General features: G+C 61.5%; 23 protein-coding genes. 7 read left to right on the forward strand and 16 right to left on the reverse strand.

Annotation, left to right across the window (positions count from 1 at the left end; genetic code table 11):
* Positions 1 to 122: 122 nt before the first annotated feature.
* Entirely contained in the window at positions 123 to 269 is a 147-nt protein-coding gene (locus CGA22_RS22810) for a hypothetical protein (protein WP_177329229.1), read from the reverse strand.
* A gap of 175 nt (positions 270 to 444) precedes the next feature.
* On the opposite strand from CGA22_RS22810, the gene CGA22_RS22815 reads away from it, so the two are divergent.
* On the forward strand, positions 445 to 849 hold the full coding sequence (locus tag CGA22_RS22815) for a low affinity iron permease family protein (protein ID WP_041021103.1): 405 nt from the start codon (positions 445 to 447) through the stop codon (positions 847 to 849).
* Between the two features lie 47 nt (positions 850 to 896).
* Here CGA22_RS22815 and CGA22_RS22820 read toward each other — a convergent pair whose 3' ends face one another.
* The 4 genes from CGA22_RS22820 to fos all read right to left on the reverse strand — a co-directional run bounded on the left by CGA22_RS22820 (position 897) and on the right by fos (position 4,629).
* Positions 897 to 1,805 (reverse strand): SDR family oxidoreductase, encoded by a 909-nt coding sequence (locus CGA22_RS22820; RefSeq protein ID WP_041021104.1) that lies wholly within the window; start codon positions 1,803 to 1,805, stop codon positions 897 to 899.
* A gap of 74 nt (positions 1,806 to 1,879) precedes the next feature.
* Positions 1,880 to 2,383: a DUF4142 domain-containing protein gene (locus tag CGA22_RS22825; protein WP_041021105.1), complete on the reverse strand. Its 504-nt coding sequence runs from the start codon at positions 2,381 to 2,383 to the stop codon at positions 1,880 to 1,882.
* Between the two features lie 329 nt (positions 2,384 to 2,712).
* A complete protein-coding gene (locus tag CGA22_RS22830) occupies positions 2,713 to 4,062 on the reverse strand; it encodes a GGDEF domain-containing protein (protein WP_041021106.1) in 1,350 nt (449 codons plus the stop codon).
* A 150-nt stretch (positions 4,063 to 4,212) separates the two neighbouring features.
* The gene (gene fos / locus CGA22_RS22835; protein ID WP_041021107.1) at positions 4,213 to 4,629 is read right to left on the reverse strand and encodes a fosfomycin resistance glutathione transferase; all 417 of its coding nucleotides are present in this window, start codon (positions 4,627 to 4,629) and stop codon (positions 4,213 to 4,215) included.
* 309 nt (positions 4,630 to 4,938) lie between these two features.
* Between fos and CGA22_RS22840 the strand changes: the two genes are divergently transcribed.
* The 3 genes from CGA22_RS22840 (at position 4,939) to CGA22_RS22850 (ending at position 8,482) form a co-directional block, all read left to right on the forward strand.
* Positions 4,939 to 6,174 (forward strand): aminotransferase class I/II-fold pyridoxal phosphate-dependent enzyme, encoded by a 1,236-nt coding sequence (locus CGA22_RS22840; protein ID WP_041021108.1) that lies wholly within the window; start codon positions 4,939 to 4,941, stop codon positions 6,172 to 6,174.
* Positions 6,175 to 6,186: 12 nt separating this feature from the next.
* Entirely contained in the window at positions 6,187 to 7,371 is a 1,185-nt protein-coding gene (locus CGA22_RS22845; RefSeq protein ID WP_041021109.1) for a multidrug effflux MFS transporter, read from the forward strand.
* 91 nt (positions 7,372 to 7,462) lie between these two features.
* Positions 7,463 to 8,482 carry a DUF4917 family protein gene (locus CGA22_RS22850; protein WP_041021110.1) on the forward strand — a complete coding sequence of 340 codons (1,020 nt, stop codon included), beginning with the start codon at positions 7,463 to 7,465 and terminating at the stop codon, positions 8,480 to 8,482.
* 79 nt (positions 8,483 to 8,561) lie between these two features.
* Here CGA22_RS22850 and CGA22_RS22855 read toward each other — a convergent pair whose 3' ends face one another.
* The 6 genes from CGA22_RS22855 to CGA22_RS22880 form a co-directional block, all read right to left on the reverse strand.
* Positions 8,562 to 8,906, reverse strand: coding sequence for a YegP family protein (locus CGA22_RS22855; protein ID WP_041021111.1), 345 nt, complete (start codon positions 8,904 to 8,906; stop codon positions 8,562 to 8,564).
* A 58-nt stretch (positions 8,907 to 8,964) separates the two neighbouring features.
* Positions 8,965 to 9,546: a DJ-1/PfpI family protein gene (locus CGA22_RS22860; RefSeq protein ID WP_041021112.1), complete on the reverse strand. Its 582-nt coding sequence runs from the start codon at positions 9,544 to 9,546 to the stop codon at positions 8,965 to 8,967.
* A gap of 223 nt (positions 9,547 to 9,769) precedes the next feature.
* Complete coding sequence (locus tag CGA22_RS22865) at positions 9,770 to 10,984, reverse strand: class I SAM-dependent methyltransferase (protein ID WP_041021113.1); 1,215 nt, start codon at positions 10,982 to 10,984, stop codon at positions 9,770 to 9,772.
* A 230-nt stretch (positions 10,985 to 11,214) separates the two neighbouring features.
* Entirely contained in the window at positions 11,215 to 11,832 is a 618-nt protein-coding gene (locus CGA22_RS22870; protein ID WP_041021114.1) for a TPM domain-containing protein, read from the reverse strand.
* 28 nt (positions 11,833 to 11,860) lie between these two features.
* Positions 11,861 to 12,619, reverse strand: coding sequence for a TPM domain-containing protein (locus CGA22_RS27245; RefSeq protein WP_041021115.1), 759 nt, complete (start codon positions 12,617 to 12,619; stop codon positions 11,861 to 11,863).
* A 124-nt stretch (positions 12,620 to 12,743) separates the two neighbouring features.
* Positions 12,744 to 13,352 (reverse strand): LemA family protein, encoded by a 609-nt coding sequence (locus CGA22_RS22880; protein WP_041021116.1) that lies wholly within the window; start codon positions 13,350 to 13,352, stop codon positions 12,744 to 12,746.
* A 249-nt stretch (positions 13,353 to 13,601) separates the two neighbouring features.
* On the opposite strand from CGA22_RS22880, the gene bglX reads away from it, so the two are divergent.
* A complete protein-coding gene (gene bglX / locus CGA22_RS22885; RefSeq protein ID WP_041021117.1) occupies positions 13,602 to 15,893 on the forward strand; it encodes a beta-glucosidase BglX in 2,292 nt (763 codons plus the stop codon).
* 131 nt (positions 15,894 to 16,024) lie between these two features.
* On the opposite strand, the gene CGA22_RS22890 is transcribed toward bglX, so the two are convergent.
* The 4 genes from CGA22_RS22890 to CGA22_RS22905 form a co-directional block, all read right to left on the reverse strand.
* Complete coding sequence (locus tag CGA22_RS22890; protein ID WP_041021118.1) at positions 16,025 to 17,182, reverse strand: phospholipase D-like domain-containing protein; 1,158 nt, start codon at positions 17,180 to 17,182, stop codon at positions 16,025 to 16,027.
* A gap of 1 nt (position 17,183) precedes the next feature.
* The gene (locus CGA22_RS22895; protein ID WP_041021119.1) at positions 17,184 to 17,774 is read right to left on the reverse strand and encodes a YceI family protein; all 591 of its coding nucleotides are present in this window, start codon (positions 17,772 to 17,774) and stop codon (positions 17,184 to 17,186) included.
* 246 nt (positions 17,775 to 18,020) lie between these two features.
* Positions 18,021 to 18,332: a hypothetical protein gene (locus CGA22_RS22900; RefSeq protein WP_041021120.1), complete on the reverse strand. Its 312-nt coding sequence runs from the start codon at positions 18,330 to 18,332 to the stop codon at positions 18,021 to 18,023.
* Positions 18,329 to 19,423, reverse strand: coding sequence for a serine hydrolase domain-containing protein (locus CGA22_RS22905; RefSeq protein ID WP_041021121.1), 1,095 nt, complete (start codon positions 19,421 to 19,423; stop codon positions 18,329 to 18,331). The genes CGA22_RS22900 and CGA22_RS22905 overlap by 4 nt, the downstream gene beginning before the upstream one ends.
* A gap of 329 nt (positions 19,424 to 19,752) precedes the next feature.
* Here CGA22_RS22905 and olsB point away from each other — a divergent pair, with 329 nt between their 5' ends.
* Entirely contained in the window at positions 19,753 to 20,508 is a 756-nt protein-coding gene (olsB, locus tag CGA22_RS22910) for an L-ornithine N(alpha)-acyltransferase (protein ID WP_041021123.1), read from the forward strand.
* Complete coding sequence (locus CGA22_RS22915; protein WP_041021124.1) at positions 20,508 to 21,299, forward strand: lysophospholipid acyltransferase family protein; 792 nt, start codon at positions 20,508 to 20,510, stop codon at positions 21,297 to 21,299. The genes olsB and CGA22_RS22915 overlap by 1 nt, the downstream gene beginning before the upstream one ends.
* A gap of 87 nt (positions 21,300 to 21,386) precedes the next feature.
* On the opposite strand, the gene CGA22_RS22920 is transcribed toward CGA22_RS22915, so the two are convergent.
* Positions 21,387 to 21,980 carry an ACP phosphodiesterase gene (locus CGA22_RS22920; RefSeq protein WP_041021125.1) on the reverse strand — a complete coding sequence of 198 codons (594 nt, stop codon included), beginning with the start codon at positions 21,978 to 21,980 and terminating at the stop codon, positions 21,387 to 21,389.
* Between the last annotated feature and the right edge of the window lie 30 nt (positions 21,981 to 22,010).

Raw genomic sequence — 22,010 nt, forward strand, 5'->3', positions numbered from 1 at the left:
CTGGGTACGAACGCTGTGGGAGCGAGCCTGCTCGCGATGGCGATGGTTCAGCAACATTGGTGTTGCCTGGCACACCGGCATCGCGAGCAGGCTCGCTCCTACAGGACTTTGCGGATCGATGCCTATTTTTTCTGGGCGTCGGACTCTTTCATCTGCACCGAAGACTTGGTGCCATCCGTGTTGTCCTTGGTTTCATTGTCCGAATTGTCGAAGCAGCCTTGCAGGACGAACAGGCTACAGGCGAGGCAGAATGTGCGCGTGAGGTTCATGGTGTACTCCGGCTGAGGGCTTTAAGGAGTGACCGATGAAGGCGGTAAATGGTTGCGACAGTCTTCGGCCAGGACGACAGGCGTTCGCCCAAGGGCTGCACTTAAATGTAAGTAGAATTTTCACCGAGGCGTTGCTGTCACACCAGACAGGTGCAATCCAATAAGGAACACAGCAATGACCTTCGCCAAAATCGCGCAAAAACTGTCCCTGTGGGCGGGGAGCCCCAAGACATTTCTGGGGGCTATCGTGCTCCTCGTGCTTTGGGCCTGCAGCGGGCCACTGTTCAAGTTCAACGATACCTGGCAACTGATCATCAATACGTCCACAACGATCATTACTTTCCTGATGGTGTTCCTGATCCAGAACACGCAAAACCGCGACACCGATATCCTGCACCTGAAGATCGACGAGTTGTTGCGCGCGACCAGCGAAGCGCAAAACGCAATGCTCGGGCTCGAAGCGCTGGACCTCAAGCAATTGGAAGCGCTGAGGAAGCATTACCAGGCCATGGGACAAGGCGAGGCTAAAAGCCTGGAAGGGTTGGAAAAGAAGAACAAGATCGATCTGAATCAGTGCTGATCGCGATGCGCGAGTGGCGTGCGTCACTCGCGCATCCTGAACACACGTCAAGGCAGCGGATTACCACCTGTCACACCGAAAACTTCGCCGGTGATGTAACTCGACTCCTGAGACGCCAACAGTACATATAACGGCGCGCATTCGGCCGGTTGCCCGGGACGCTTCATCGGCACGTGGGAGCCGAAGGTAGGAATTTTCTCCTGGGGTTGTCCGCCGCTGGGTTGCAGCACCGTCCAGATCGGTCCAGGCGCCACGGCGTTGACGCGGATGCCCTTGCTGATCACCTGCCCCGCCAATGCCTTGGTGAAAGCCACGATGGCCGCTTTGGTGGTGGCGTAATCCAGCAGCGTCGCGGACGGATCGTAAGACTGGATCGAGGCGGTGTTGATGACCGTCGCCCCCGCCGGCATCAGCGGCACCGCGGCCTTGCAGATCCAGAACATCGCGTAGATGTTGGTTTTCATGGTGTCATCGAATTGCGCGGTGGTGATGTCGGCGATGTCCTTTTGCGCCTCCTGCTTACCGGCAACGTTTACCAGGATATCCAGGCCCCCCAATTGCTCATGGGCGCTTCTCACCAGCTGGACGCAGAAGGCTTCGTCCTTGAGATCACCGGGAATCGCAATGGCTTTGCGGCCTTCGGCTTCGATCAGTTCGATGACTTGCCGGGCGTCGCGCTCTTCGCTGGGCAGGTAATTGATCGCGACGTCGGCGCCCTCCCGGGCATAGGCAATGGCTGCCGCGCGACCGATCCCCGAGTCGGCGCCGGTCACCAGCGCCTTGCGACCTTCCAGACGGCCAAAGCCTTGATAGCTTTTTTCACCGTGATCAGGCTTCGGCACCATATCCTGGTCGATGCCCGGCGGCGATTGTGGCTGGTCGGGAAACGGTGGACGGGGATATTGGGTCAGCGGGTTCTGCATCGCGTATTGGTTAGGTTCTCGGCGTGTGGACATCGAGGTTCTCCTTTTCGGCGGGCAAGACAAGCCGGGGGCGAACGCCCCGGCCCTGAATGTAAGACGTGCCGCGATCAGCGGCTGGCCTGCAGCGCCCTTGCCATCTCCAGGTGGGTCTGCAATTTAGGCAGGGTTTCATCGGCAAACGCTTTGATTTCCGGTACTTCGGTGGTCTTGGCCTCTTGCTCGATCTGTGCGATGGCTTCCTCGGTGGCCTTGACCTGGCTGGCGGCATAAGCGGCTTCGAACGACTCGCCTTCCTGCATCGGCGGGATCATGGTCTTGGCCTTGTCAGCGACTTCCTCCCGTGGTGCGACAGGCAGGTCGAGTTTCTTCGCAATCTTGGCCAGATGCTGATTGGCGGTGGTGCGGTCGTTGATCACCATGATGGTGTAATCCTTGACCTCCCTGGATTCGGCTTTGCCGTGGGCCATGCGACTGGCCTCGATGTCGGCCATGCCTTTGGCGGAGGCATCGTTGATGAATTCGGCTGGCGATTGGGCCCAGGCACTGTTGGCACCCAGGCCCATCAGCACGACGAGACTGGTGGTGCGAAAAAAGGTAGCCATCCGGCTCATGGTCGCGCCCTCCTCGTAGTTAAAAGTTCGGGCAGGTTCCCCTGCCTCTGAATCAGGACCACCGATGACCGTTCTGCGACATGTCCGACCCGATGTTCAACGGGGCTTGTCGGCGGTCACGAGGGTGGTCCTCCCACTTTTGCGACCCGCTTCAAGCACCTTGGTTCGATCCTGGTCGATATTTCCGGGGTGAATGCTTCGTGAACCCGGCCTGGTCTGGTCCTCCAGATGCATGAACGTCGGCGAGCAGGGCCCGCCTGATATTCGAAAGGACCAGGGGCGCAAAGGTTTGAATAAACACGCGACGCCACGACGAACGGTGACGTCTTTCAGATGCCGAAGGCTCTGTGATTCTGGCGCTTGGCGGCGTACATCGCTTCGTCGGCATGGCGGAACAGCGCGACGTCTTCGATGCCATGGTCCGGGAAACAGGCCACGCCGATACTCGGCTCGATGCTCAGGCAGTGCCCGTCCAGTCGCAACGGCTGGGCCAGCGCCTGACGGATTTTTTCCTGCACTCCGTGGGCGTCTTCCAGAGTCTGGATGCTATGGAGCAGCACCACGAACTCATCGCCGCCAATACGCGCAACCGTGTCGGAATCACGTACACACCCCTGGAGCCGACTGGCCACCGCTTGCAACAGCATGTCGCCGACGCCGTGACCGTAGGTGTCGTTGACCTGCTTGAAGCGGTCCAGGTCGATATACAGCAATGCCATGCGCCCTGACGCTATGCGGGCACTCGCCAGTGCGGCCTTGAACCGTTCACGCAGCAGTTCGCGATTCGGCACCTGGGTCAGTTGGTCATATTGCGCCAGACGCTGCAACCGGGCATGCAATTGCTGGCGCTCGACGGCGAGGGTGATTTGCGCACAGACGTACTGCAGCAGTTCCATATCCTGCTCGGTGTAGCGCTGCTTGTCCTGGGCACTCTTGAGGATCATTGCGCCAATCGTGCCGTTTTGCGAATTCAGCGGCACACCCAGCCAGCATGGCGCGCCCGGTTGCGCCACGAGGTCGAAAAACCCCGGTGGCAGTGGATTGCAATCAGGCGTCAACAGGATCGGCTGACCGCTTCGGATCACCTCGGTACACAAACGCCCGGTGATTGTCCCCGGCAGTTCGGGTTGCCGTTCCTGGTCGTCGACGTGATAGGCAAAATTCAGTTGGGCGCACTGTTCATCGTACAGCGCCACCGAGAAGTTCAGAGCCGGCAACCACTCGCCGATGATCAGGTGGATACGCTTGAAGAGCGCCAGCAGGTCCGCCGCGGCATGGGCCGCTTCGGAAATGGCGTACAGCGCCGCCTGTCGGGACTCGGCCAGTTTGCGCTCGGTAATGTCGCGTGCCACGGCGATGCGCAATTGATCAATTTCCGACCAGCGTGCCGACCACAGGATATGCGCCACCCGACCGTCCTTGCGCAGGTAGCGGTTCTCGAAGTTGAGCTTGGGCTCGCCCCCCATGATCTCCCGCGCCGCCTCGAGGGTGCGCTGGCGGTCGCCGGGGTGAACCAGATCGATCATCGGCCGACCGATCAGCTCCTGGGGGGTGTAACCGAAAATGCGTTCACAGGCGGCACTGACGAACACGAAACACCCCTGGCCGTCGACGGCACACACGGCGTCCAGCAGAAGGTCGATGTAACTGGCCAGCGGCGCGGAATCTCGAGTACCCATTGGCTGGAAGCCATCCGGAGAATGCAGCGGTGGGCGAATTGGGTGATCGGACGTACACCCACGATACAAGGAGGATAGCGCAGGCAATCAGGCCACCCGAGAAATTGATTGCAATGCGCCACCCATTGGCTAATCGGTATGAGTGGCCCGTCATGGGACCGTGAAAAACTCCATGCCGGCATAAGGTGCCTGCCGACAGGCCTCGAGCCGCGACGCGAGGTCCCCCACATGGATTTCAAGCTTATGTCCGTCCGGGTCGAGGAAATAAAACGAGTCGCCTTCGCTGCGGTTGTCCCGCCATGACGTTACCTGCGCTGCGCTCAGCCGTGCCACTAGCACCGGAAAGTGTTCGACAGCCAGGCTGAATGCGTAATGGGTGTAGTCCGCCATGGGTTCAGTTTTACGCTGGGGATCGAGAGACAAGCACAACCACAATCCGGGCAGGGAAAGATATGCCCCGGTATCCCACCGAGCCTCTAGACGCAACTGCAACAGCTCGCGATAGAACCGCACGCTTCGATCCAGGTCGGTGACGGCAAAGGTCAGGTGATTGAGGCCTGAGAGCATCGACAGGCAACCTCCACAGAAAAGAAATGAATGTTACGCCCGTTTACCCATGCCTTGACAGCGCTTCAGGCCAGGCAGAACCCAGCGGATCCGGGGATATCCGGATACCCCCTCCGCACTCCGACTCCCTGCTGGGATTCCCCGTCCACGTTCATAGGCAAGGTCCTACACGGAAGACTCCGGCAGCCCTCAAACACACCGGAAACAGCCGATTCAAAGCCCTGGGCGGTGGTCTGTAAAGTCCGGAAACACACAGATATTGAAACAACCCACGGACAGCAGCACTCAACCAAGGATCGTAATCGCACCATGAACCAGATCGCGCAACCCACCCACCGCTTTACCAATTACCGCAAGGTCATCTCCCTGGCGGATCAGGACTGGCAGTATGCCGAGGCCGGAAAAATCTCCGGACTCGATGTCGAGGTCAAAACGCCCAACGTCCTGGTCGACCAGTACGGCCGTACCCTCCACCACTTCTGTACGACGTCCTACTTGGGCCTGGACTATCATCCCGCCCTGCTGGATGGTGCCATGACCGCACTCTGGGAAACCGGAACCCTGCGTGTCGCCAACTCGAAGAATCGCTGCAAACTGGCGATCCTGGCCCAATACGAAACTCAACTGTCGGAACTGTTCGGCGCCAGTTGCCTGAGTGCCTTGTCCTGTAGCGCGGCCAGCGCCGGGATCCTGCCGCTGCTGGCCAGCGGTGCGCTCACGGGCAATCGGCCCCCGGTCATGGTGTTCGACAAACAGGCCCATTATTCGATGAACCACCTCAAGACCGCCTGTGCCGATGAAACCCAGGTCATCACCTGCCCGCACAACGACATGGACTTCATCGAGGACCTGTGCAAACGAGAGCGCAACGTCGCCTATGTGACTGATGGTGCCTATAGCATGGGCGGCATGGCCGACCTGGACAGCCTGCTGTTTCTCAAGCAGCGATATGGCCTGTTCCTGTACCTCGACGACTCCCATGCATTGTCCACTGTCGGCAAATGCGGTGCGGGGCTGGTCCGTTCGCGTCTGCCCGCCGTGGACGAACGCACGCTGATCGTCGCCTCGCTGGCCAAATCGTTCGGCGCCAGTGGCGGGCTGGCCATGTTCGGCAGTGAGCGGCATAAAGCACTGGTGCAGCGTTACGGTGGGCCGAGCAACTGGTCCCAGAGCCTGAACGCAGCGGCCATCGGGGCCGGCATGGCCTCGATCCGCCTGCATCGCAGCCGGGAGCTGATGTCGTTGCAGGAGCGTTTGCAGGCTAATATCCGCGTCTTCGACAACCTTGTCCGTACCGAACAACACGGCAGCCCGATGGCGATACGTCTGGTGCCCTGCGGCGAAGCGACCTTGGCCAACCGCCTGGCGGTCGAGCTGGCCGAGCTGGGGTACCTCACTTCGGCGGTCTTTTTCCCCGTTGTGCCACAAGACAAGGCGGCCATACGCATTACCCTGCGCGCCGACATGGAACCGAGCATGATCCAGTCTTTTTGTGAACAGCTCATCAACCTGCTCCAGGTCCACGGGCGCGATATCCGCCCCTGACACGAGTCCTCAATGAAAAGTCGTACAACCCTGATCGTCACTTGCACTACCGTTTTCCTGGCACAACTGGGCATGAGCATCTACTTGCCCGCACTGCCGGATATCGCCCGGGACCTTGAGGCCGATGCGTCCCGGGTGTCCTGGGGCCTGTCGGTGTACCTGATCGGCATGGCGCTGCCCATGCTGGCATGGGGCAGCCTGAGCGAACGCCTGGGGCGCAAACCGGTCTTGCTGGCGGCATTGGGGTTGTACGGGTTGGGTAATCTGGCGCTGCCGCTTGGTACCTCGGTGGAGGCGTTCCTGGCGTTCAGGTTGATCCAGGGCATCGGTGCCAGCGGTATCTCGGTGATGGCGCGGGTCTTGATTCGTGACAGTTTCAGCGGCGATCAGTTGGCAAAAGCCCTGTCATGGATATCGATCGCCTTCGTGATCGCCCTCGGTATTGGCCAATACCTGGGCTCGCTGATCCAGGCGGCCTTCGGTTGGAAAGCGATCTTCCAGGGTGTGGGTGCCGCCAGCCTGATCATGGCCGCAGCGGTCTTTAGGGCCAGGTTCCCGATCCTGGCGCAGGGCGGCAATGGGCAGTCGGCATGGAAGGTGTACGGACGGATACTGCAGCAACGCAGCTTTCTACTGCCGGCCCTTGCGGGAGGGCTGGGATACGGTGTGATCATCGCTTTCAACACGACAGCGCCGCTCATTCTGCAAGAAGGCTTTCACTGGTCGGCCATCGAGTACGGCCTGCTGGGTTGGCCGATCAGTGCCGCGTATCTGCTCGGCGCATTGGTGGTGAACGCCTTTGTGCTGCGCACCGGCCAGCGGCGGCTCATGGACTGGGGCCTCGCGCTGGTGCTGGTGGGAAGCGCGACCATGCTGGTGGGCAGCCTTACCTTGAGCAGCATCGCATTGCTGTTCTGGTTGCCGTATTGCCTGGCCGTGTTCGGCCAGTCGTTGAACTACCCCATCAGCCTGTCCCTGGCCAACGAAGGCTCGCCGGTGCCCGGCGCCTACGCCATGGCGTTGAGCGGTTTCCTGCACCAACTGCTGGCCGCGCTGATCGGGGCCATGACCAGCCTGTTATCGAGTCAACAGGCCTGGCCGTTGGCGACGCTGTGCACATTGCTGGCGGTAGCGGCCACGGTCTGCTTGAGAACCATGCCGCCCCGGAGCCGGATCGGCACGGGCCTACAGAATTGACCAGTCAGTCACGCGGCTCCTTGATCTGGCTCAAGATTAGGTCGTGATAAAGTCGCGCCCTGCCCTTGCCATGTTTTGAGATGACTTACCAATGACCGACTTCCAGGAATACGACGCCCGGCTTGAAGACTGGGAGACCTTGCGCGCCCAAACCGCTTTCAGCGGGCTGCTGGTGGGCAATGGCGCCAGCCGTGCCGTATGGGATGATTTCGGCTACGACTCGCTGTTCGAAAACGCCCGTACCGTCGAGGAAAAACCCCTGAGCCCGTCGGAGCTGAGCGTGTTCGACGCGCTGCAGACCCGCAGCTTCGAACAGGTGCTCGGTGCACTGAAAACCACCAGCCGGGTCAACAAGGCCCTCGCCGTCAGCTCCGCCGCCCCGCGTAATCGCTACTACGCGATCAAGGAAGCGCTGATCAACACCGTGCACGCGGTGCATATCCCATGGCGACTGGTGCAGCCATCGACCCTGGCGACCCTCAGCCAGGAGTTGAGCCGCTATGCCTCGGTGTTCACCACCAACTACGACCTGCTCAACTACTGGGCGATCCAGCAGGCGCCGCAGGCCATTACCGATCTGTTCACCGGCGCCGATCACAGTTTCGATCTGGGCCAGGTGGGCACGGACAAATCGCGCCTCTTGTACCTGCACGGCGGCCTGCACCTGGTGCGCAACCAGGACGGCACGGCGCGCAAGCTCACGTCTACCGAAGGCACGCTGCTGGGCAACTTCGCCATCAACAACTCCCTCAAGACCCTCGACGACGTACCGTTGTTCGTCAATGAAGGCCCGAGCGAAGACAAGCTCAAGACCATCCGCAGTTCCGACTACCTGTCGTTCTGCTACGACCAACTGCTGCACCACGGCGACAACCTGTGCCTGTTCGGCCACGCGCTGGGCGAGCAGGACCGGCACATCGTCCGCGCCCTGCGCCAGGCGAAACCCCGCACCCTGGCGATCTCGATCTACCCCCGCAGCCAGGCATTCATCCAGCACCAGAAGCGCCATTACGCCCAGCTGTTCCAGGGATTGGATATAGAGCTGCGATTCTTCGACGCCAAGAGCCATCCGCTGGGCGATCCGAAGCTGTCGGTGCCGGTGGAGGTGTAGGAATGGAATCCGCGTAGAGACCTATGGCGAGGGGATTTATCCCCTCGCCATAGGAAAAGCGTCTTTACCTACTGGAAGGTCAGAGCGCCAACAGAGTCTTGTCCTTGACCACCGTGGTCGGCCCGTTCGCCTTGACGCTGGCAATGCCCTTGTCCCGAGCAGCCTCCGATGAATAGGTTTCGCTGCTGCCGATCACTTCATGGTTGGCGGCCTTGAGATTGAAGTAGGGATGACCGTCCCTGGTGTTCTTGAGCTCGTAGCGCTCGGCCAACAGGCTGTTTTTCTGCACCGCGGCGATGCCACCGTCGGCACCGCTGCGGGTGGTGTACAACTCGCTGGTCAGGATTGTCTCGGCGTTGGCTGCCTTGAGCACGAACCGAAACTGACCACTGCTGCTTTTGCTGATTTCGTACCATCCGGACATGATCATTTCCTTGAGAAGTCAAGAAGGCCTGCCCCGCTGGCTCTGCCAGTTGACCCCGCTACAGGGTAATGGCCGTGCCCAACAGCGTCAGGAACCCCGCCAGCCAGTTCGGATGAGCGGGCCAGGCCGGTGCAGTCGCCAGGTTGCCCTGGACATGACCTTCGGTCACCGGAATGTCGATAAAGGTCCCGCCCGCCAGGCGCACTTCCGGGGCACAGGCCGGATAAGCGCTGCATTCGCGCCCTTCCAGAATGCCCGCCGCCGCCAGCAATTGCGCGCCGTGGCACACCGCGGCAATCGGCTTGCCCGCCACATCGAAATCGCGCACCAGTTGCAGGACTTTTTCATTCAGGCGCAGGTATTCCGGCGCCCGCCCGCCGGGAATCAGCAGCGCATCGTAGTCAGCCACGTCGACACCGAAAAAATCACGATTCAGGGTAAACAGATGGCCCGGCTTCTCGCTGTAGGTCTGGTCGCCTTCGAAGTCGTGGATCGCCGTGCGCACGGTCTGCCCGGCGGTCTTGTCAGGACACACCGCGTGCACGGTATGGCCGACCATCTGCAAGGCCTGGAACGGCACCATCACTTCATAATCTTCGACGTAATCGCCGACCAGCATCAGGATTTTCTTTGCGGCCATGGGTTGGGCTCCTTTGGGCATGCGTGAGGGGTGAACGCATTAAAGGTAGTCCGGTGGGGAAGTCTTCACTCGTCATCTGACGGGCTGCACGACGATGGGGGGGCGAATGTCGTTCTGTGGGAGCAAAGCTTGCTCGCGATTCAGCGCCGAGGTTCAGCAGCACAATTGAGTAATCGCTCATCGCGAGCAAGCTATGCTCCCACAGCGTTGCATCTGTCCCGCTTCAGGCGAGATAACCGTCAGCCCGCAGCAGCGTTTCGAGGCAGTGTTCGGTGATGTGGTAGAACGCTTTCAGTTCCTGGATCTTCACCAGCAGTTCGGCCGGATCGATCGGCGTGGCACGTTTGACCGCCAGGATCATCTTGTTCTTGTTGGTGTGCTCCAGGGATATGAACTCGAACACTTTGGTTTCGTAGCCACAGGCCTCCAGGAACAGCGCCCGCAGGCTGTCGGTGACCATTTCCGCCTGCTGGCCCAGGTGCAGGCCATATTGCAGCATCGGCTTGAGCAGCGCCGGGCTCTGGATCTGCAAGCGGATCTGCTTGTGGCAGCACGGCGAGCACATGATGATCGAAGCGCCCGAGCGAATGCCCATGTGGATCGCGTAGTCGGTGGCGATGTCGCAGGCATGCAAGGCGATCATCACGTCCACCGCGCTCGGCGCCACGCTGCGCACGTCGCCGTGCTGGAAGCTCAGGCCCGGGTGCTCCAGGCGCGCGGCCGCCTCGTTGCACAGCCGGACCATGTCCTCGCGCAACTCGACGCCGGTCACCACGCCTTCGGCCTGCAAGGTGTTGCGCAGGTAGTCATGGATGGCGAACGTCAGGTAACCCTTACCCGAGCCGAAATCCGACACCCGAACCGGTTTGTCCAGGGCCAGTGGCGAGGAGGTCAACGCGTGACTGAAGACTTCGATGAATTTGTTGATCTGCTTCCACTTGCGCGACATGGCCGGGATCAGCTCGTGCTTGTGGTTGGTCACGCCCAGGTCGGCCAGGAACGGTCGGCTCAGGTCGAGGAAGCGGTTTTTCTCGCGGTTGTGTTCCACCGAGGGCACTTCGCGCAATTGCTGGGGCTTGCTTTTGAACAGTGAAGGTTTGCCCTTCTTGCTGTATTCCAGCTGCGCCTCGTCGGTGACCGCCAGCAAATGGGCGTTCTTGAAGGACGCCGGCAATAACGCCGCGATGGTCGCCACGCCTTCGGCCAGCGGGAAATTCTTGGTGATGTCACGGGTTTTGTAGCGGTAGACGAAGGACAGGCAAGGCTGCTCCTTGACCGTCAGTTGCTTGATGATCAGCCGTTGGAGGTCCGCTTCGTCGCCGACATGCTTGGCCAGCACCAGCTTGATGAACGCGTTCTGGTCGAGGCTGGCCTGCAGCAACTCGATGAACTCGGCGTGATGATCCGGCGCGGGACGGGCGATGGTGGTAACGGACATGAACAAGCGGCCTCGGGGCGGGCGGATCGGGAATGGCGGGTATTTTAGGGGGGATGGGGGTCGAGGGCACGGGGAATTATTGTGGCGAGGGGATTTATCTGTGGGAGCAAGGCTTGCCCGCGATGAAGTTGTCGCAATCTACCCTGGGACCGAGGCGCCTTCATCGCGGGCAAGCCTTGCTCCCACAGGTTCCCTACAGTTGCTCCCCCAATGTGTTTCGCCGGCAGGTTCTAGCCCAGCACCACCAACCGGTTCGGCAGCTCATTGCGTTCATGAGTCACCGGGACGTGCTCCTTGAGTAACTCGCCGCAGGCTTCGATGCAGGTCACGAAGCCCTGCAAGGTCTGCCCCTGGCGGACCTGTTCGGTGAAGGCCGCGACAATGGCATCCCAGTTCCGGTTGTCGAGGCGCTTGGAGATGCCTTCGTCCACCAGGATCTCCACGTAGCGCTCGGCCTCGCAGACAAAGATCAGCATTCCAGTGCTGCCCACGGTGTGGTGCAGGTTCTGTTCGAGAAACTGCCGACGAGCCAGGTTGGACGCCCGCCAGTGGCGCACTGAGCGGGGGATCAGATGGGTGGTGACCTTCGGAATGCGAAACACCAGGCACAGCACGATGAAGCTGACCCATTGCACCAGCAACAGGCTGTGCATGGTCAACCAGCCCGTCAGGTAGTGCAGCACACCGGGTACCACCAGGGCCAACAGGCTGGCCCATAGCAACGGGATGTAGGCATAGTCGTCGGCGCGTGCAGCGAGCACCGTGACCAGTTCGGCGTCGGTGTCCCGCTCGACCCGGGCGATGGCTTCGGCCACCTTGCGTTGTTCGTGTTCAGTCAGTAATGCCATGGTTAAAAGTGCCTGCTCATTATTATTGTCACCAGCCGCCCGACGAACCGCCGCCACCGAAACTGCCACCGCCGCCGCTGAAACCACCACCCCCGCCGCCGCCACCGAAACCGCCGCCGCCAAAGCCTCCTCCGCTTGAGCCGCTCGAGCCGCCTCCCCCGGCCGGCAGGATCCCCAGCACCTGGCAGACCATGATCGTGACGATGAACAACATCACCAGCAAAACAAACGGCCACGGATGACGCGAGACGAAGTCGCCCTCCTCCTGCTCGCTGGCATTGTACGCAGCGGCCGGCTCGTCCAGAGGGCTGCCCCCCAACACCACCAGCATCGCGGCCACGCCGTCACTGATGCCTTTATTGAAATTGCCGGTCTTGAAGGCTGGGGTGATGACCTGGTTGATGATCACCGAACTCTGGGCATCGGTCAGGCGGTCCTCCAGGCCATAGCCCACTTCGATCCGCAGTTTCCGATCGTCCCGGGCCACGATCAGCAGCGCACCGTTGTTCTTGTCCTTCTGCCCGATGCCCCAGTGGCGTCCCAACTGATAGCCGAAGTCTTCGATGCTGGTGCCTTGCAGGTCAGGCAGCGTAACGACGACCACCTGTTCGCCGGTGGCCTGTTCGTGGGCCTTGAGCTGCGCCTCCAGTTGTTCGCGCACCGACGGCTGGAGCAACTGGGCGGTGTCCACTACCCGGCCGGTCAGCGCCGGAAACTTCAACTCGGCCTGGGCCGTGACTGCAAATACCCAGAGCAACAGCACCAGGCCAAACTTCAACATGCGCATTGGAACCTCTGTGGGAGCGGGCTTGCTCGCGAAAGCGGTGGGTCAGCGGGCAACAATCATTGGATGTGCTGCCGCCTTCGCGAGCAAGCCCGCTCCCACAACGCTTCAGGCTGCCGGGTATCGATCAGAATTTCACCTGCGGTGCTTTTTCGGCATCGGGGCTGGTGGCCTCGAAGGTTTCGCGGATCGGCAGGTCGCTGTACATCACGCTGTGCCACAACCGCCCAGGGAAGGTCCGGATCTCGGTGTTGTACTTCTGCACCGCCAGGATGAAGTCACGACGGGCCACGGCGATGCGGTTCTCGGTACCTTCGAGCTGCGATTGCAGCGCCAGGAAGTTCTGGTTGGCCTTGAGGTCCGGATAGCGCTCGGACACCACCATCAAGCGGCTCAGCGCCCCGGTCAATTGATCCTGGGCCTGTTGGAACTGCTTGAGCTTCTCGGGGTTGTCGAGGGTGTTGGCATCGACCTGGATCGAGGTGGCCTTGGCCCGCGCCTCGATGACGGCGGTCAGGGTTTCCTGCTCGTGCTGGGCATAACCCTTGACGGTTTCCACCAGGTTCGGGATCAGGTCGGCACGGCGCTGGTACTGGTTCTGCACCTGGCCCCAGGCAGCCTTGGCCTGTTCGTCGAGGGTCGGAATCGTGTTGATGCCGCAACCGGCCAGCAGCGAGGTGAACAGCATCAGGGCCAGCAGTTGCAAGCCGCTTCGGTGATTCAGTCGTAGATTCATCGGGTGAAGCTCTCCCTTGCCTTTACATTGGAAAACACGGCCACCTATCCCACCGGTGTCTGGGGCATAATCCGCCGCCGCACTGGATTGAAACGGATCGATGGGCTAAAAGATGCTCGGTGCGAAACTAAGTTCAGCACCCTGGGTTCGAAAGTGTGCTGCATTTGAGCGAACAACAATAGCCACTCCTCACATTTTGGCTGACGGCGTGTCCTGATTACCGCCTTTGGGCCTGCGAGAAAACTATTCATGAAGAAGCTGTGTTTGCTGGGCCTGTTTGTCAGTCTGGCCAGTCAATCCGTATTAGCCAACAACCTGCCAGCCCCCATAGAGAACAAGGACGCTTTCATCAGCAACCTGATGAAACAAATGACCCTCGAGGAAAAGATCGGCCAGTTGCGCCTGATCAGCATCGGCCCGGAAATGCCCCGGGAGATGATCCGCAAGGAAATCGCCGCCGGTAACATCGGTGGCACGTTCAACTCCATTACCCGCGCCGAAAACCGTCCGATGCAGGACGCGGCCATGCGCAGCCGGTTGAAGATCCCGATGTTCTTCGCCTATGACGTGATCCACGGCCACCGCACCATTTTCCCGATTCCCCTGGCCCTGGCTTCGAGCTGGGACATGGACGCCATCTACCACTCCGGCCGCATCGCCGCCCAGGAAGCCGCCGCCGACAGCCTGGACATCACCTTCGCGCCGATGGTCGACATTTCCCGCGACCCACGCTGGGGCCGGACCTCAGAAGGCTTTGGCGAAGACACCTACCTGGTGTCGCGCATTGCCGGTGTGATGGTCAAGGCGTTCCAGGGCAACGGTGCCAACGCGGCCGACAGCATCATGGCCAGCGTCAAGCACTTTGCCCTGTACGGCGCCGTTGAAGGTGGCCGGGACTACAACACCGTGGACATGAGCCCGGTGAAAATGTACCAGGACTACCTGCCGCCCTACCGCGCCGCCATCGATGCCGGTGCCGGCGGGGTAATGGTGGCGTTGAACTCCATCAACGGCGTGCCGGCCACGGCCAACACCTGGCTGATGAACGATCTGCTGCGCAAGGAATGGGGCTTCAAAGGCCTGGCCGTCAGCGATCATGGCGCCATCTTCGAACTGATCAAGCACGGTGTCGCCCGGGACGGTCGCGAAGCGGCGAAGTTGGCGATCAAGGCCGGCATCGACATGAGCATGAACGACTCGCTGTATGGCAAGGAATTGCCGGGGCTGCTCAAGTCCGGCGAGATCGAGCAGAGCGACATCGACAACGCCGTGCGTGAAGTGCTCGTCGCCAAGTACGACATGGGCCTGTTCAAGGACCCGTACCTGCGCATCGGCAAGGCCGAGGATGACCCGGCCGACACCTACGCTGAAAACCGACTGCACCGCAGCGATGCCCGCGACGTGGCACGCCGCAGCATGGTCCTGCTGGAAAACCGCAACCAGACCCTGCCCCTGAAGAAGAACGCGAAAATCGCCCTGGTCGGCCCGCTGGCCAAGGCACCGATCGACATGATGGGCAGTTGGGCCGCCGCCGGTCGTCCTGCGCAGTCGGTCACCCTGTTCGACGGCATGAGCCGCGCCCTCGGCGGTGACGCCAAGTTCATCTATGCCCGTGGCGCCAACATCACCAGCGACAAGAAGGTGCTCGATTACCTGAACTTCCTCAATTTCGACGCCCCGGAAGTGGTGGACGATCCGCGCCCGGCCCAAGTGCTGATCGACGAAGCGGTGAAAGCCGCCAAGGACGCCGATGTGGTGGTGGCTGCCGTGGGTGAGTCCCGTGGCATGTCCCATGAGTCTTCGAGCCGCACCGATCTGAACATCCCCGCCAGCCAGCGCGAGCTGATCAAGGCCCTGAAGGCCACCGGTAAGCCGCTGGTGCTGGTGCTGATGAACGGCCGTCCGTTGTCGTTGCTGGAAGAAAAGCAGCAGGCCGATGCGATCCTGGAAACCTGGTTCAGCGGCACCGAAGGCGGCAACGCCATCGCCGACGTGCTGTTCGGTGACTACAATCCGTCGGGCAAACTGCCGATCACCTTCCCACGCTCCGTGGGTCAGATTCCGACCTACTACAACCACCTGAGCATTGGTCGTCCGTTCACCCCGGGCAAGCCAGGCAACTACACCTCACAGTACTTCGACGACACCACCGGCCCGCTGTACCCGTTCGGCTACGGCCTGAGCTACACCGAGTTCAGCCTGTCGGACATGGCCCTGTCCTCCACCACGCTGAACAAGACCGGCAAGCTCGACGCCAGCGTGACCGTGGAGAACACCGGCAAGCGTGACGGCGAAACCGTGGTGCAGCTGTACATCCAGGACGTGACAGGTTCGATCATCCGCCCGGTGAAGGAACTGAAGAACTTCCAGAAAGTGATGCTCAAGGCCGGCGAGAAGAAGGTCATTCACTTCACCATCAGCGAAGACGACCTGAAGTTTTACAACGCCCAGCTCAAGTACGCTGCCGAGCCAGGCAAATTCAACGTGCAGATCGGCCTGGACTCCCAGGATGTGAAACAGCAGAGTTTTGAGTTGCTCTGATCCCAGAGCGACACGACTCCCCTGTGGGAGCGAGCCTGCTCGCGATAGCGGCATGTCAGCGACTGAATGGTTGACTGATTCACCGCTATCGCGAGCAGGCTCGCTCCCACAGTTGTTTTGGGGTGTCTGGATCAGCCCCGCCGATCCAGCAGATTCACTACCAACCGATCCACCAGCCCCCACACCCGCTGCTTGAAACGCTTCCACAACGGGCGGCGCTGCCAGGCGTCGAGGCTGACTTGCAGGCTTTGGCTGAAGTCCTGCTCGAAGCTTGCCGCCACTGCATGGCTGAGTCTGGAATCCAGGGCTTCGAGGTTTGCTTCCAGGTTGAAGCGCAGGTTCCAGTGGTCGAAATTGCAGGAACCGATGCTGACCCAATCGTCCACCAGCACCATCTTCAGGTGCAGGAAACACGGCTGGTACTCGAAGATTTTCACACCGGCCTTGAGCAGACGCGGGTAGTAGCGGTGCCCGGCGTAACGCACGGACGGATGATCGGTGCGCGGGCCGGTGAGCAACAGGCGCACGTCGATGCCCCGGGCGGCGGCCTTGCGCAAGGAGCGGCGCACGTTCCAGGTTGGCAGGAAGTACGGCGTCGCCATCCAGATGCGTTTCTGGCCGCTGTTCAAGGCCCGGGACAGCGATTGCAGGATGTCGCGGTGCTGGCGGGCGTCGGCATACGCCACCCGGCCCATGCCCTCGCCCGCCGGCGGCACCCGGGGCAGTCGCGGCAAGCCAAAATTGGAGGCCGGTTTCCAGGCCCGGCGATGGCGGTTGGCGAGCCACTGGCGATCGAACAGCAACTGCCAGTCCAGCACCAGCGGGCCGACGATTTCCACCATCACTTCGTGCCAGTCGCTGCGGTCGTCGAGGGGGTTCCAGAACTCATCGGTCACCCCGGTACCGCCGACCACCGCCAGACGCTGGTCCACCAACAACAGTTTGCGATGGTCGCGGTAGAGATTACGCACCCAGCGGCGCCAGCTCAGGCGGTTGTAGAAACGCAGTTCCACACCCGCCTCGATCAGGCGGTTACGCAAGCTCAAGGTAAACGCCAGGCTGCCATAGTCATCGAACAGGCAACGCACCCGGACGCCGCGCTCGGCAGCCTGGACAAGGGCCTGGACCATCGCTTCGGCGCAGGCGCCCGCCTCCACCAGATACAGCTCCAGTTCGACTTGCTCCTGGGCGCGGGCGATCTCCACGAGCATGCGCGGAAAGAACTGCGGGCCGTCGATCAACAGCTCGAACCGATTGCCTTCACGCCATGGAAAGACCGGGCCGCTCATGTCAGCGCGCCGTGAAGATCAGCACCGCATTCACCGGCACCGAAAGGCTGATAGCCGACAACCCGGCCATTTTCCGCAACGTCTCCAGCCCCGGCGCCAGGTCGAAGTCCGCCGCGTTGAGCACCACCGGCTCCAGGGTCACCACCTGGAAGCGGTGTTCATCTAGGCGTGTCGCCAGGAGTTCGACGTTGTACTCGTGTTGCTTGCCGTGCAAATCCACGGTCAGCGGCAGGCGCAGTTCCAGTTGTGCGCCGTTGGCCAGGTCCTGGATCGGCAACAGGTCGATCTGCGCGGTGACGATGGCTTCGCCGAACTGCTTGATGTCGAACAGTTCGGCGCGCATGCGCTCGTCCCGCAAGGGGATACCACTGTTGATCGATTCCAGCTCCACTTCCAGCCGCGCCAGCCCCTTGGGTTGGACCTGGCCATGCAGCACCAGGAAGCGCTGGACCTCGGAAACATTGCCATTCTTACTGCTGATGAACGACAACCGTGACGATTCGCCGTCCAGGTACCAGTCGGCCCGAACGGGCAGCGCAGCGCCAGCCAGCAGCAAGGTCGCGACAGCGACGGAAAGAAACCGCTTGAACATACACACTCGGAGGGCAGATAAACCTGTGGCGAACCTTAACCGGGCCGAGGGCGCTTGCAAACTGTCTGTTTAATCCATCGTCAGCAAACACACAGATCCTGTGGCGAGGGGATTTATCCCCGCTGGGGTGCAAAGCGCCCCCAAAAAACTATCAGCCACCGCGATGAGACAGACAGGACGCAGGGGGTCGCTTCGCAACCCAGCGGGGATAAATCCCCTCGCCACAAGGTTCGCGTCGATCCAGGCTCACGGCTCCAACCGACACCCCTGGCGCTCCCCCAACCACCGCGCGCTGTTGCTGCGTCCCAGCCCGGAGACCGTCACGCGTTTCGCTTCAGGGGTTTCGAGAAAGTCACTGATAGGCACCGACTGTTTCACGTAGCCACGGCAGTAGTCGGCCGGTTGCCCCATCACGTAACGACACGAGCAATACTCCTTGGCGGTGTAGGCGCTGATGATGTCGGGGAACGCCCGCAGCGCCACCCGATCGATCCAGAGCCAACCGAACAGCGCGATCAGCAATGCCACCACCAAGGTCAGCCATGGTCTACGCCTCATGGTTGCACCGCCCCGGCGAACGCCGCCATGACGCGCTTGAGCAATTCGTTATGGCGATAGCTGCCGTCGCGATCGTCACCGTATCGCACAACGACCAACCGGGCGCTGGGGATGACATACAACGCCTGCCCCCAATGCCCAAGCGCAGCGTAGGTGTCCGCCGGCGCATCGGGCCAGGGACGAAGGGTGGAGTCGGCGGCGCGGTTTAGCCACCAGTGTCCGCCGGGCACGGCCTCGTCCTGGCCGGCCTGGAACCGGGCGAAGGGTTCGCGATTGAACGCCACCCACTCCTTGGGAATCAGTTGCCGCTCGCCCCAGCGGCCATCGCGTTGCATCAGCAAGCCGACACGGGCCAGGTCGCGGGCGGTGAGGTAGGCATAGGACGAACCGACAAAGGTGCCGCTGGCATCGGTTTCCCAAACAGCATGGTGGATGCCCAGGGGGTCGAACAACGCCGTCCAGGGATAGTCGGGGTATCGCGCCGGGCCGACGATATTTTTCAAGGCCGCCGCCAGCAGGTTGCTGTCGCCGCTGGAATAACGGAACGACTGCCCCGGTGGACTGTAACGTTCGTGTTGTGCGGTGAACGCCGCCATGTCGCGACGTCCTCGGGTGTAGAGCATCGCCACCACTGAGGAATGGAGCGGTGCGTATTCGTAGTCTTCCTGCCAGTCCAGGCCCGAGGCCCAGTGGAAAAGATCGGCCAGGGTCAAGTCAGGCGAGTGGCCCAACGCGGGGTAATACCGGGCCACCGGATCCTGCAGGGCGAACCGTTGTTCACCGTAGGCCACGCCAAACACCGTCGCCATCAGGCTTTTGCTGATGGACCAGGTCAGGTGCGGGGTGTCGGCGCTGGTGGGGCCGGCGTAGCGCTCATAGACCAGGCGACCGTCCTGAATCACCAGCAGCGCGTCAGTGCGAATGCCTTGACGGGTGGCGTCGTCACGCGGCGGAAAAGCATATTGCTCGAGGGCTTCGATGCTCGACCCGGCGGGCGTCGGGCCGATTGGCCATTGCTCGCCAGGCCAGTCTTCGGCATGGATGCTCAGGTTGAACAGCAGGAGCGGAATCAGGAACCAGCCTTTGCGCATATGGTGGGGCTCGGAGGATTGAACCGGTTGAGCTTAATCGAGGTTGATGACGGTTTCAGGATCGTTCCCACGCTCCTGCGTGGGAATGACGCAACGGACGCTCCGCGTTCGGCTCTGGGGACGCGGAGCGTCCCGGGCTGCATTCCCACGCGGAGCGTGGGAACGATCAATCAACAGGCGGATCCTTGAGGGCTGTCACATAAGCATCACCAAAGCTTCATGGCGATGACACCGGGGCTACATAGCCTGACTTTGCACAACATGGCTGCATAAAGAAAGTCGATTGGCTCAACCCCAAGACGGGTACACAGCCCGCACGGAGATTCGCTATGACTCAGATCGCCCGCATCAGCGACACCGGCAATGAACGCCGCCTGCAAGCCGAACGCCTGCTCGGCGTCCAGGCTTTGCAAGAAGCCCAAGCCCTGCGCTTCAACGTCTTCAGCGGCGAATTCAACGCCAAGCTCAAGGGCGCGGAAATGGGTCTGGACATGGATGACTACGATGTTCACTGCGCCCACATCGGCGTACGCGACCTGAACACCGGCCGCCTCGTGGCGACCACCCGCCTGCTCGACCACCGAGCCGCCAGCAGCCTGGGCCGTTTCTACAGTGAAGAGGAATTCAACCTCCACGGCCTGATCCACCTAAAGGGTCCGATCCTGGAAATCGGCCGTACCTGCGTCGACCCGGCCTACCGCAACGGCGGCACCATCGCGGTGCTCTGGGGTGAACTGGCCGAAGTCCTGAACGAAGGCGGCTACAGCTACCTGATGGGGTGCGCGAGCATTCCGATGCAGGACGGTGGCATCCAGGCCCAGGCGATCATGCAGCGCCTGCGTGAACGCTACCTGTGCACCGACCACCTTCAAGCCGAACCGAAAAAGCCGCTGCCGGCCCTCGACGTACCGTCCAACGTCATCGCCGAAATGCCGCCGCTGCTCAAGGCGTACATGCGCCTGGGTGCGAAGATCTGCGGCGAGCCGTGCTGGGACGAAGACTTCCAGGTGGCCGACGTGTTTATCCTGCTCAAGCGCGACGACCTCTGCCCACGCTACGCCCGCCACTTCAAGGCAGCGGTGTGATGAGCCGGTTGCGGGTGTACGCGCGTATCGCGCGAGTGCTGCTGGTGGTGACGCTGGGCCTGACGATGGCCAGCGTGTTCAGCCTGTTCGAGCGCCTGGGGCTCGCCAACTCCATGATGCGTCGTCAGCGCTGGTCGCGATTCTTCATGGCACGCCTGAGCAACGCGCTGCCCTTTTCCGTGACTGTCCACGGTCAGTTGCCACAGCGACCGATGTTGTGGGTCAGTAATCACGTGTCCTGGACCGACATCCCGCTGCTGGGCATGCTCACGCCATTGTCGTTCCTGTCCAAGGCTGAAGTGCGCACCTGGCCGGTGGCGGGTTGGCTGGCGGCCAAGGCCGGCAGCCTGTTTATCCGGCGCGGTTCGGGTGACAGCCAGTTGATCCGCAAGCAGATGAGCCGTCATCTGGAACAGGCGCATCCGCTGCTGATGTTCCCGGAAGGCACCACCACCGACGGCCGTTCGTTGCGCACGTTCCACGGTCGCCTGCTGTCGGCGGCCATCGACGCCGACGTAGCGTTGCAGCCCGTGGCGATCCGTTACCTGCGCAACGGCGAGCCTGATTCGCTGGCGCCGTTCATAGGCGATGACGACTTGTTGTCACACCTGATGCGCTTGTTCAGTAACGACCTGGGGGATGTGCACATCCACCTGCTGCAGCCCATCGCTTGTCACGGCCAGGAACGTGCGGCCCTGGCCTTCCAGGCGCAGCAGGCGGTGCACAAGGCCTTGTTCGGTGTAGTTCCCGAGAAGCAACAGGCGCCGATGCGCCCGGCCATTGCGGCTTGATCCGAAACCCTTGCGCAATCCCCTGTGGGGGCGAACCTGCTCGCGATAGCGGTCTGACATTCAGTGGAGATGTTGACTGTTACACCGCTATCGCGAGCAGGCTCGCTCCCACAGGTGGTTCGTCGCAAACGCTTGAAGCTGCGGATAGAACAAGCGGAAATCCTCGCTCAACGGCTCATAAAGCCGGATCAACTCTTCCATCGCGCCAGCCAGCTCCTCCGGCCGGGACAGACGTCGGGAAATACCCCGCAGCACCTGCCCGAGCACTTCGAATTCCTGGTAGGACCCCAGCCAGTCATCCGCGGCCATGTACGGCGCGATGTGCGCAAGACGTCCCGGCAGTTGCGGTTCGTCGGCCAGCACCCGGTACACCCTGGACGTAAAGTCCGCCAGCGCACCGTCGCCATACAACGCCCAATCCCGGGCCAGGCAATGGTCGAAAAACACGTCCAGCACGATGCCGGCGTAGCGCCGCCGCACCGTGGAAAAACGCGACAACGCAGTATCCACCAGCGGGTGGCGGTCGGTGTACTGGTCGATGCGCCGATGCAGGGCAATGCCCGCTTCGATCCGTGGGTCGTAGGTGCCTTGCAGCGGTCCCTTGACGAAATCGCCATAGAGACTGCCGAGCAGTTGTTCCCGGCCGGTGCCGCCGAGGTGCAGGTGCGCGAGATAGTTCATGACCGGCAGCTTAGCATCGTCGCGCTCATA

Source organism: Pseudomonas sp. PSB18, assembly GCF_014596565.1.
Taxonomy (GTDB): domain Bacteria; phylum Pseudomonadota; class Gammaproteobacteria; order Pseudomonadales; family Pseudomonadaceae; genus Aquipseudomonas.